Annotated in this window: 12 protein-coding genes; 11 read left to right on the forward strand and 1 reads right to left on the reverse strand. The window is 42.1% G+C overall.

The window, feature by feature from the left end:
* Positions 1–133 precede the first annotated feature (133 nt).
* From trxB to BLT18_RS04110, 6 genes are all read left to right on the forward strand, one after another.
* A complete protein-coding gene (gene trxB, locus BLT18_RS04085; RefSeq protein WP_091271481.1) occupies positions 134–1,078 on the forward strand; it encodes a thioredoxin-disulfide reductase in 945 nt (314 codons plus the stop codon).
* 368 nt (positions 1,079–1,446) lie between these two features.
* Entirely contained in the window at positions 1,447–1,920 is a 474-nt protein-coding gene (locus tag BLT18_RS04090; RefSeq protein WP_091271483.1) for an NUDIX hydrolase, read from the forward strand.
* 23 nt (positions 1,921–1,943) lie between these two features.
* Positions 1,944–2,828, forward strand: a complete 885-nt coding sequence (rapZ, locus tag BLT18_RS04095) for an RNase adapter RapZ (RefSeq protein WP_091271485.1) — start codon at positions 1,944–1,946, stop codon at positions 2,826–2,828.
* Positions 2,829–2,830: 2 nt separating this feature from the next.
* On the forward strand, positions 2,831–3,775 hold the full coding sequence (locus BLT18_RS04100; RefSeq protein WP_091271487.1) for a gluconeogenesis factor YvcK family protein: 945 nt from the start codon (positions 2,831–2,833) through the stop codon (positions 3,773–3,775).
* 69 nt (positions 3,776–3,844) lie between these two features.
* Positions 3,845–4,807: a DNA-binding protein WhiA gene (gene whiA, locus BLT18_RS04105; protein ID WP_091271488.1), complete on the forward strand. Its 963-nt coding sequence runs from the start codon at positions 3,845–3,847 to the stop codon at positions 4,805–4,807.
* 24 nt (positions 4,808–4,831) lie between these two features.
* Positions 4,832–5,089, forward strand: coding sequence for an HPr family phosphocarrier protein (locus BLT18_RS04110; protein ID WP_091271490.1), 258 nt, complete (start codon positions 4,832–4,834; stop codon positions 5,087–5,089).
* Positions 5,090–5,129: 40 nt separating this feature from the next.
* On the opposite strand, the gene clpP is transcribed toward BLT18_RS04110, so the two are convergent.
* Complete coding sequence (gene clpP, locus BLT18_RS04115) at positions 5,130–5,708, reverse strand: ATP-dependent Clp endopeptidase proteolytic subunit ClpP (RefSeq protein WP_091271492.1); 579 nt, start codon at positions 5,706–5,708, stop codon at positions 5,130–5,132.
* A 305-nt stretch (positions 5,709–6,013) separates the two neighbouring features.
* Between clpP and BLT18_RS04120 the strand changes: the two genes are divergently transcribed.
* The 5 genes from BLT18_RS04120 (at position 6,014) to BLT18_RS04140 (ending at position 11,703) form a co-directional block, all read left to right on the forward strand.
* A complete protein-coding gene (locus BLT18_RS04120) occupies positions 6,014–6,259 on the forward strand; it encodes an amphi-Trp domain-containing protein (RefSeq protein WP_175487366.1) in 246 nt (81 codons plus the stop codon).
* Positions 6,260–6,377: 118 nt separating this feature from the next.
* The gene (gene rpoN, locus BLT18_RS04125) at positions 6,378–7,733 is read left to right on the forward strand and encodes an RNA polymerase factor sigma-54 (RefSeq protein WP_245705168.1); all 1,356 of its coding nucleotides are present in this window, start codon (positions 6,378–6,380) and stop codon (positions 7,731–7,733) included.
* A gap of 424 nt (positions 7,734–8,157) precedes the next feature.
* Positions 8,158–9,177, forward strand: a complete 1,020-nt coding sequence (locus tag BLT18_RS04130) for a sugar-binding transcriptional regulator (protein WP_091271495.1) — start codon at positions 8,158–8,160, stop codon at positions 9,175–9,177.
* Between the two features lie 118 nt (positions 9,178–9,295).
* On the forward strand, positions 9,296–10,300 hold the full coding sequence (gap, locus tag BLT18_RS04135; RefSeq protein WP_091271496.1) for a type I glyceraldehyde-3-phosphate dehydrogenase: 1,005 nt from the start codon (positions 9,296–9,298) through the stop codon (positions 10,298–10,300).
* Between the two features lie 218 nt (positions 10,301–10,518).
* Positions 10,519–11,703: a phosphoglycerate kinase gene (locus BLT18_RS04140; RefSeq protein ID WP_091271498.1), complete on the forward strand. Its 1,185-nt coding sequence runs from the start codon at positions 10,519–10,521 to the stop codon at positions 11,701–11,703.
* The last annotated feature ends 29 nt before the right edge of the window (positions 11,704–11,732 follow it).

An 11,732-nucleotide genomic window follows, 5' to 3' on the forward strand; every position in this document is an offset into this window, starting at 1 on the left:
AGACGAAGCATAATATTGGACTTCTGTTTTTGACTTATTTACGATAAATACAAGAGTTGAGAAATCATTGTGAAACATGTATCACCGTTTAAGAACAGGGGATATTATGGATATGAAAGAGGAGTGAATCACCATGTCAGAAGAAAAAATTTATGATGTGATTATAGCCGGCGCCGGGCCGGCAGGAATGACCGCTGCGGTATACACCTCCCGTGCCGAGATGGATACGCTTATGCTTGAACGTGGTGTGCCTGGCGGACAGATGGCAAATACAGAAGATGTCGAGAACTATCCTGGATTTGACCACATTTTAGGACCAGATCTTTCCAATAAAATGTTTGAACACGCTAGAAAATTTGGAGCCGAATATGCGTATGGCGACGTGAAAGAAATCATTGACGGAAAAGAATATAAAACCGTTAAAGCCGGAAGTAAAGAATACAAAACGCGCTCTGTTATTGTGGCAACCGGAGCAGAGTACAAACAGCTCGGGGTTCCAGGTGAAAAAGAACTAGGCGGCCGCGGCGTTTCTTACTGTGCCGTGTGTGACGGTGCGTTTTTCCGCAATAAAGAAATCGTTGTTGTTGGCGGGGGTGACTCCGCAGTGGAAGAAGCCGTGTATTTAACTCGTTTTGCTTCTAAAGTAACGGTTATTCACCGCCGTGACCAGCTTCGTGCTCAAAAAATCTTGCAGCAGCGTGCGTTTACAAATGACAAAATAGAATTCAAATGGGATACGATTGTAAAAGAAATTAACCAAGAAAACGGCAAGGTAAGCAGTGTCACCTTAACAGATTTAAAATCAGGCGAGGACTATGATTTCGAAACAGAAGGGGTATTTATTTATATTGGTATGCTCCCGTTAAATGATGCTGTAAAAGGGTTGGATATCTTAAACGAAGAAGGATATATTGTGACCAATGAAGAAATGGAAACGAAAATTCCTGGCATCTTTGCTGCTGGCGACCTTCGTGAAAAATCACTTCGTCAAATTGTTACAGCTACTGGCGACGGTTCTGTCGCTGCTCAAACAGCCCAGCATTATGTAGAAGAATTGAAAAACAAAGTAGAAGCGTAATGTCATGCGTTTTTTACAATTTTAAATCGATTTTAACGATGTTGTAACAAGTGTGAAATAAATATTGCGTACAATATAAGTAGTAATTGACCCCCTTTTTATATATCCTGGTGCAGCGCAGGCGGATGCCTGTGCTCTTTTTTTATCTTTTTCGTTCTATAACGTTTGTGGGAGCTGTTGTCTCTCCCTCTCTCTGATTGGATGGCTCTTCAGCTGCTGCGCTTCCCGCTAATCAAATAATAAACAATAAAGCATGCAATATATCCCCTCAACATTTATATGAGAACCTATAAAAGAATCAATTGAAAAAATTGAGCGATTCCCCTCACTAATAGTATACTAATAAGAGTAAATGTGAGGTGATGAACATGCAGCGCGTGACTAATTGTGTTCTAATGGATAAACACCAAGTGCTTATGCTTCAGAAGCCAAGTCGACATTGGTGGGTTGCTCCAGGAGGGAAAATGGAGGCAGAAGAATCTGTACTGGATTCTGTTACCCGCGAATTTTGGGAAGAAACAGGCGTTACAGTGAAAAATCCGATGATCCGGGGCATTTTCACTTTTTTAATTATAGAAAAGGAAAAAACATTGTCAGAGTGGATGATGTTTACATTTGCTGCAACGGCATTTGAAGGTGCATTGTTAGATTCATCTCCAGAGGGCATGCTTGCCTGGCAGCCACAGGAAAAAGTACTCACATTGCCCATGGCAGAGGGAGACCGCCATATTTTACGCCATATATTAGAAAATCAGGGTATTCTGTATGGGACATTTCGGTACACATCCGATTACCAGCTCATTTCAAGTAACCTGCAAACAAGCGGCAGCGAGGGAATATGAATAAAGGGAAGGAGCATTCAACCATGGAAAAGCCTGGCGAAGAGATTCAAGTGGTTATTATTACAGGGATGTCTGGAGCAGGAAAAACGGTCGCTATGCAAAGTTTTGAAGACTTAGGCTATTATTGTGTGGATAATCTCCCGCCAGCTTTAATTCCAACATTTATAGAGTTGATTGAAAACTCGGGTGGGAAAATGGATAAAGTTGCATTAGTTATTGATTTAAGGGGACGTGAGTTTTTTGATCAATTGTTTGGAGCAATTGAACAGCTTCATAAAAAGCCGAATTTAAACACTCATATATTGTTTTTAGATGCGAAGGATAATATTCTCGTGCAAAGATATAAAGAAACCCGGCGCTCCCACCCGTTAGCTGCGGAAGAAGCTCCTTTAGAAGGCATTCAGCATGAAAGAGAAATCCTTGAAGATCTGAAAGGCAGAGCCAGACAAATTGTTGATACGAGTGACTTAAAGCCAAAACAACTTCGTGAGCGTATTATCCAATCGTTTACCGGGCCTGAAAAAGACGCATTTTCAGTTAATGTCATGTCGTTTGGATTTAAGTACGGCTTGCCTATTGATGCTGATCTCGTCTTTGATGTACGTTTTTTGCCGAATCCTCACTATATTGACCATTTGCAGCCAAAAACTGGTTTGGAAGTAGAAGTTTCGGATTATGTGTTAAAATGGTCGGAGACAAAAGAATTTTTAACGAAATTACTCGATATGCTGGAGTATATGCTTCCACACTATAAACGTGAAGGCAAAAGCCAGTTGATTATCTCCATCGGCTGCACAGGAGGCAAACACCGGTCGGTAACGCTGGCAGAGTACGTGGCAGACTATTTTGCTGACAGCTATGCGACGCATAAAAGTCACCGCGACATAGAGAAAGGAAAGAAAAGATAATCGTGGATAAGCCAAATATTGTTGTTATTGGCGGTGGGACAGGGCTCGCTGTTCTTTTAAGAGGATTAAAAACATTTCCTGTTCACATCACGGCGATTGTAACGGTTGCTGATGATGGCGGGAGCTCTGGAATACTTCGGAAAGAATTAAACATTCCGCCGCCAGGAGATGTTCGTAACGTGTTAGTAGCCCTGGCAGAAGTAGAGCCGATGATAGAAAAGCTGTTTCAGCACCGATTTGAAAATGGAAATGGTCTTTCGGGACATTCCTTGGGCAATTTGTTGTTAGCGGGTATGACATCCATCACGGGTGATTTTGCGCGCGGCATCAGTGAGCTTAGCACCGTGTTGAATGTGCGCGGAAAAGTACTGCCTGCTTCTAACCAGAGCATTGAATTGCAGGCGGAAATGACGGACGGCACGTTTGTAAAAGGGGAATCCAGCATTCCAAAATCAGGGAAGCGTATTAAACAGCTGTATGTTTCTCCGGAAACTGTCGATCCATTGCCCGAAAGCATTGAAGCTATTGAACAAGCTGATTTAATCGTACTTGGTCCTGGCAGTCTGTATACTAGTGTTATTCCAAATTTGCTTGTCCCAGGCATAGCTGACGCATTAAAATCGGCAAGCGCCAAAAAAGTGTATATTTGCAACGGAATGACACAAGCGGGAGAAACCGATCACTTTTCTGCTTCGGATCATGTTGGTGCTATTTGTGCACATGCAGGAGAAGGAGTGATGGACACTGTTTTTGTCAACAGCGGCAATATTCCGGTTGAAATTCTAAAACGGTATGAAAGCGAACGTGCTGCTCCTGTATACAGTGACGTCGAAAAAATTACAGAGCTTGGTTTACGTGTCATTCAAGGTGAGTTTATGCAGTTTCAACATAATCTTTTACGACACGATGCTATAAAAGTGTCACAATCGTTATTAACAGAACTATAAAGATGTGCAAATGAAGGCCGCTTCTGTAAAGATACGGCCCTCAAGAGGAAAAAGGGCGGTGAGGCAATCATGTCATCCTTTGCGGCTATGACAAAAAAAGAATTAACACAGCTAGATACCGATGATTGTTGTGCAAAGGCTGAACTAGCAGCACTCATACGAATGAATGGCTCGATTTCGTTTGGAAACAAAGAGCTGCTTTTGGATATTTCTACCGAAAATGCAGCAATCGCTAGACGTATTTATATGTTAATAAAAAAAGTATATCGAGATACGGTAGTAGAATTGCTCGTGCGAAAGAAAATGCGGTTGAAAAAAAACAACGTGTACCTCGTTAGAATTTCAGAAGACGCAAAGGCGATATTGAATGACTTGCACATTATGAAGGACGGATACCGCTTTATTCGTTCCATTGCATCAGAAATCATTCAAGATACATGCTGCAAACGAGCCTATTTGCGCGGGGCTTTCCTAGCAGGAGGATCTGTCAATCATCCAGAAACGTCTTCGTATCATTTAGAAATTTTTTCATTATACGAAGAACATAATAAAGCATTACGTGACTTATTACATGAATTTTACCTTCCGTCAAAAAGTTTGGAAAGAAAAAAAGGGTTTATCTTATATATTAAAGAAAGTGAAAAAATAACCGAATTTCTTAATGTCATTGGCGCCCATCAAGCGCTGCTTTATTTTGAGGATGTCCGTATCATGAAAGATATGCGCAACTCCGTGAACCGCCTAGTAAATTGTGAAACAGCGAACTTAAATAAAACCGTTGGGGCGGCGTTGAGGCAAGTAGAAAATATTCAGCTGGTTGATAATGAAGTTGGCTTGCAGAATTTGCCGGACAAAGTTCGTGAAATAGCGGAACTGCGTGTCAAACATCAAGATGTCACATTAAAAGAGCTGGGAGAAATGGTGCCAAGCGGTCCAGTAAGCAAATCAGGAGTCAATCACCGGCTTCGTAAAATCGATCAATTAGCAGAAAAAATCAGAAATGGTGAAACGGTATCATTCGAAAAAACGTAAAGATGGTGGATGGAGGAGATAAGAGTGACGGAAAACACAGTAGAAGTGAAATTGAGAACAGGATTGCAAGCAAGGCCTGCGGCTTTATTTGTTCAAGAAGCTAACCGCTTTCAATCCAACATTTATTTACAAAAAGATGAGAAAAAAGTAAATGCTAAAAGTATTATGGGGGTTATGAGCTTAGCTGTCCGCTCTGGCGGGACGATTCAAATTATTACGGATGGCTCTGATGAAGAAGAAGCACTTCAAGCACTGACAGAATACGTTCAAAAAGAAGAATAAAAAATTCCGGCCTTCGTGTGAGAAGGCCGGAATTTTTCTGTTATTTATAGAGCACTTCGTCAACCATGCCGTATTCTTTTGCTTCTTCGGCAGACATGAAGTTGTCACGGTCTGTGTCTTTTTCAATTACTTCAAGCGGCTGACCCGTACGTTCTGCTAAAATCTTGTTTAGCTTGGAGCGCATTTCAATAATGCGGCGGGCATGAATTTCAATATCGGATGCTTGTCCTTGAGTTCCGCCAAGCGGCTGGTGAATCATGACTTCACTGTTAGGAAGAGCGAAGCGTTTGCCTGGCTCACCTGCTGTGAGCAAGAAGGAACCCATAGAAGCTGCCATACCAACACAGATAGTGGATACTTGTGGCTTGATGTGCTGCATGGTGTCATAAATCGCCATCCCGGCTGTAATGGAACCACCAGGGCTGTTAATGTACAAGGAGATGTCTTTTTCTGGATCATCTGCTGCTAAAAAGAGCAGCTGTGCTACAACGGAATTGGCAATGTTATCATCGATCCCTGATCCAAGCATAATAATGCGGTCTTTTAAGAGACGGGAATAAATGTCATATGCACGTTCTCCACGGTTTGTTTGTTCAATTACTGTAGGTATTAAATTCATTTTATACATCCTCCTATCATATAATGCAATGCATCCAGCGCTTATCTGTGCTGTTGATTCCATCATAACTTAATGGTCAATAATGGTCAAATATTAGAGCAAGCTAACTGTACAACGTATTATACAGAAATTTTTCATGTGTTCCTATTAAAGTGCTGTACGTCTTGATAATTCGATATACGAATGACGAAACCCTGCATGTATCATATCCTTTTTTTTAGCATTTCAAACAACTTCCTTTTTTCTTTATGGGAGAAATAAGCTATAATAAAAGGAACACTTCCGTTATGGAGGAGGCCGGTATTATGTTTGGTCAAGAACGACTCGGTGAGGACAGACGCTTTGAAAAAGAAGAAAAAATGGCAGTGGAAGAAGCGGCAGCTGAATTAGAAAAAATGGCAGAAGCGCTTAGAAAATATGGCGAGCTTACTTTGACAAATAACAATGAACAAATAACCGTCAGCCCTTCCAATGAAGTACAAGTGACCGTGGATTATGTCAAAAAAGGCAAACATCATAAAAGTGGATTTTACTTTGAATGGTATACGTGATAGTCTGTTTGTCAGTTGACTCTGATGGAGTGAAAGAAAATAAACGTCCCAATATAAATGATAAAATGAATGATAAACAATTTGGAAAACGCTTACAGATGGAGAGGAGGGGGACGATATGAATATGGAAATGGGTTTGTTTCAACAGCAGGCGATGAAGTTAGTGATGACCCAGGAGCTGCGGCAAGCGATTTCTTTGCTGCAATATTCTACACTGGAATTATCAGAGTATTTGGAAGAGCAAGCACTGGAGAATCCTATGATGGAAATAGAAGAGCCGAGCCATGCCATGAAAGAAGATATCTCTTATCAAATGCCTGTCATGTGGAACGACGAGCCTTCAGAAGTACAGGAACAGGAAGAAGAACAAGCTTCATCTCCTTTTGATCGTATAAAAGATGACAGACAGCGGTTAGCAGATTACTTGGTCCAGCAGATTCGTTTTTTGTCCTGTTCAGAGCAGGAAAAACAAATGCTTATGCACATGGCTGGAAACGTTGGAGATAGTGGATATTTAGAAGGAACCTATGAAGATATGAAAAGAGTGTTTTCCATAAGTGAAACAGAATACGAAGATTGTGTTGCCATGCTTCAAGCATTGGAACCGGCAGGTATTGGCGCCAGGTCATTAAAAGAGTGCCTGCTTTTGCAGTTAGAACGTCAGGTGCCAAGAAACCATTTTGCTGAGTGGGTAGTTGAAAATCATATCGAAGAATTGGCTGCTCGTAAATGGAAGAAGGTAGCAAAACAGGCAGATGTGACGCTTCAAGATATCCAGCAAGTATACGATGATATTCAAAAGCTCGATCCATACCCAGGGTCAAGTTTTGCGGTGGCAGAACCCCCTGCTCACGTATATCCGGATGTCTATGTCGAACAGGATAAAGAAGGCTTAGTTGTTCGGTTAAACAACGACAGTCTTCCAAGAATCCGAATGAATCGTCAATACCGCCACCTGTTAGAAAATCCAGCAGAAGATGAAGCTACAGAGTATGCAAAGAAAAAGTATAAACAGCTTGTGTGGCTGTTAAAAAGCATTGACCAGCGTCAGCAAACAATACGTAACATAACCGAGGCAATCGTAAAGTTTCAACGAGAATTTTTCGAGTTTGGTCCGTCTGCTTTGAAACCGCTGACACTAAAAGATGTAGCCAATGAAGCAGATGTGCATGAATCAACGGTGTCGAGAACAACGACACAAAAATATGTACAAACGCCGCAAGGGCTGTTTGAGCTCAAATACTTTTTTACAGCTGGTTTGAATAGCGGATCTGGAGAACAGACGTCTACTTCTGTGATAAAGTCCATGCTGGAAAAGTTAGTAGAAGAAGAAGACAAACGAAAGCCTCTATCAGATCAAAAGATAGCAGATTACATCAAAGGAGATCACGACATTGCCGTTTCACGAAGAGCCGTGGCAAAATACCGCAATGAATTAAATATCCCTTCATCTTCCAAACGAAAACGCTATTAATAGGTGCGGTTAAAACAAACCGAAAGCAGGTTGCTCAACAGCCCGACAACAAGCTGTGAAAGTATAGGCAAAGTATCGTCAACACGCGGGATGCTCCCGCGGCAAGCGAAGGATGTTGGCGGAGCAATGATAGACATGATGAGGGGAAAACAAATAATCCGGAATGATTGTAATCAATCGTCCGGATTATTCTATGGCTCTTGTCCTTTTATTCCAGCCTCTTTTATACTTTCAGGCAGGCAAATATAAAAAGCAGGCACACTCTGTATAAAAAAGAATAGTATAAAATGATTGCCAAGGGGGAAGACCAAGTGATATGATGTTAACGAAAATGTTACATTGTTTTTTTATGCTTTTATCGGGACAAAAAATGTCACACCGGGACTTAAAATGACCCGGTCGATGGATGTGGTGGTTCATACATATGAGAAATGTCATTGAATTACAGAAAAAGCTTCTTCCGGACTTGCTTGATGTCATGAAAAAACGATACCGGATTTTGCAGTACTTGCGCTTGCGCCAGCCGGTTGGAAGGAGAACACTGGCACGTAGCTTAGATCTTTCTGAACGTGTCCTCCGCAGTGAAGTTATGTTTTTAAAAGAACAAAATCTTGTTCACATAGGCAGTGGAGGTATGACGTTAACAGAAGGAGGAGAGAATTTATTAGAAGGGTTGGAAGAGGTGATGAAGGACGTGTCGGGACTTTCTGATATGGAAAGTCAGCTGGCTTCTGAACTGAATGTCCAACAAGCAATTATTGTATCCGGGAATAGCGATCGTTATTCATGGGTAAAAAAAGAAATGGGAAGAGCATGTGTAAGACAAATGAAAGAACAACTTGAACCCCAAGACGTCGTTGCCGTGGCAGGAGGAACAACATTAGCTGCGGTCGCTGAGATGATGTCACCGGATGACAATGTCAGTTCGGTCTCATTTGTCCCTGCAAGAGGCGGATTAGGAGAAAAAGTGGAGATTCAATCGAATACGATTAGTTCCACCATGGCACAAAAGGCTCATGGCAATTACAGATTGCTGCATGTACCTGACCAGCTTAGCGATGAGACAAGAGAATCGCTTGTATTAGAACCGGGTATTAAAGAGCTGCTTCATTTAATCCGCCAGGCGAAGATGGTCATTCACGGTGTGGGAGAAGCCGAGACAATGGCTGCCAGGCGCAAAACAAAAGCGGAAACGCTTGAATCGCTGAAAGATAAACAAGCGGTTGCTGAAGCGTTTGGTTATTATTTTGACCGCACAGGCTGTATTGTTCACAAAGAGAATACAATCGGCCTGCAGCTGGATGATTTAAGCAGCAATCAAGTTGTGATGACAGTAGCAGGCGGTGCATCAAAAGCAGAAGCAATTACAGCATATATGAAGTACCGGCCAAGTGATGTGCTGATTACAGATGAAGGGGCGGCACAGGCTATGCTGCGAAAATAAAACAAGCCCCGGATGCTGAAGCATTATGACACCTTTATGCAGAACATCGTTTTCTACGGTTTTTCTGCTGGTGAAATAAATTATATATTTTCCTGACGAATATAAAGGAGGAGTTATCATGGCTACAAAGATTGGTATCAATGGATTTGGAAGAATTGGGCGAGTAGTATTTCGTGCAGCGTTAAGAAATGATGATGTTGAGGTCGTTGCGATTAATGATTTGACGGATGCACATATGCTCGCGCATTTGCTTAAATATGACTCTGTACACGGCAAGCTGGAAGAAGAAGTTTCGGTTAATGGGGATAACCTCGTTGTTGGAGGGAAAGAAATCCGCGTAACAGCAGAGCGGAATCCGGCAGACATTGGCTGGGGAGATGCAGGAGTGGAATTTGTTATCGAATCCACCGGCCGTTTTGTACAGCGTGATGATGCCGCCAAACACTTAGAAGCAGGTGCAAAAAAAGTAATTATTTCTGCTCCGGGTAAAGAAGTGGATGCAACATTTGTTATGGGGGTAAACGAAAATACGTATGACCCAGCAGCACATGATGTTGTTTCCAACGCTTCTTGTACAACAAACTGCCTGGCGCCGTTTGCTAAAGTATTACACGAAAAGTTCGGCTTAAAGCGTGGCATGATGACTACCGTTCACTCTTATACAAATGACCAGCAAATCCTTGATTTACCACATAAAGATTATCGCCGTGCCCGCGCAGCAGGTGAAAATATCATTCCAACGTCCACAGGAGCAGCTAAAGCTGTTGCACTTGTCCTTCCTGAACTAGAAGGCAAATTAAACGGCGGTGCCATGCGTGTTCCAACACCAAATGTTTCCCTTGTTGACCTCGTTGCTGAGCTTGATCAAAACGTTTCTGCAGATGACGTAAATCAAGCATTAAAAGAAGCGGCAGAAGGTGAACTAAAAGGCGTGCTCGGCTACAGCGAGGAGCCGCTTGTATCCGGTGACTATAATGGTAATGCTCATTCTTCAACCATTGATGCTCTTTCTACAATGGTCATGGAAGATAATATGGTGAAAGTTATTTCTTGGTACGACAATGAGTATGGGTATTCCAACCGCGTAGTAGACTTGGCTGCTTACATGGCAAAACAACAATAATGTCCATACTTGACAAGATGATTGCGGGGAGAAGAAGCCTATTTCTTACTCCCCTTTTTCATTCATAAAACGTGTGCATTTTATGGCTGGACCCATGTTACGATACAAAGGCATTGGGCAAACTATAAAAACGATTGGTAAATTACGCCATTCGGTAGTGAAGATTTTAAAAGGAAAAGGTATAATGAGTTATTGGAAAAGGAAAGGGAGGTTCAGCAATGAATAAAAAATCTATTCGTGACGTGAATTTAAGCGGAAAAACTGTGTTTTGCCGGGTTGATTTTAACGTTCCAATGAGTGATGGCCAAGTAACAGACGACACTCGGATTCGTGCAGCCCTTCCTACTATCGAGCATCTCATCGACCAAGGAGCAAAAATCATTCTCGGAAGCCACTTAGGTCGACCGAAAGGACAAGCAGTAGATGAACTGCGCTTAGGGCCGGTAGCGGTCCGGCTGGGAGAGCTGTTACATAAAGATGTGAAAAAAGTAGACGAGGTATTTGGGGAAGAAGCAAAGCATGAAGCAGCTCACCTTGCTGAAGGAGAAGTCGTTCTGTTAGAAAACTTACGTTTCGAAGCAGGAGAAGAAAAAAATGATGAGCAATTAGCTAAAAACATTGCTTCTTTAGCGGACGTTTATGTCAATGATGCATTTGGTGCTGCACACCGTGCCCATGCTTCAACCGAAGGGGTAGCACGCCACCTTCCATCAGTGGCAGGGCTGTTAATGGAAAAAGAGCTAGAAGTGCTGGGCAATGCTTTATCTGATCCAGACCGCCCGTTTACAGCAATTATTGGCGGTGCCAAAGTGAAAGATAAAATTGGTGTTATTGATCATTTAATCGACAAAGTCGACAACTTGATTATCGGCGGCGGGCTTGCTTATACATTTGTAAAGGCACAAGGACATGAAATTGGAAAGTCCCTTCTCGAAGAGGATAAGATTGATTTAGCTAAAAACTTCATGAAAAAAGCGGAGGATAAAGGTGTGAACTTTTACATGCCGCTTGATGTGAAAGTTGCGGATGATTTCTCTAATGACGCGAATACACAAATTGTCAATATTGAAGATATTCCAGCTGATTGGGAAGCGCTGGATATTGGTCCAAAAACGATGGATGCTTACAAAGATGTTATTCAATCGTCTAAGCTCGTTATTTGGAACGGACCGATGGGAGTATTTGAGCTGGAGACATTTGCTCATGGTACGAAAGCGATTGGAGAAGCACTCGCGGATGCAGAGAATACGTATTCTGTCATTGGCGGCGGTGATTCTGCTGCTGCAGTGGAGAAATTCGGCTATGCAGAGAAGATGAGCCATATATCTACTGGCGGTGGTGCTTCATTAGAGTTCATGGAAGGGAAAGTTCTTCCTGGTGTAGCTGCACTAGATGAAAAATAAACGAGACATATTAAGCAAAGGTGGAATAT

This window comes from Alteribacillus persepolensis, assembly GCF_900099605.1.
GTDB lineage: Bacteria > Bacillota > Bacilli > Bacillales > Marinococcaceae > Alteribacillus > Alteribacillus persepolensis.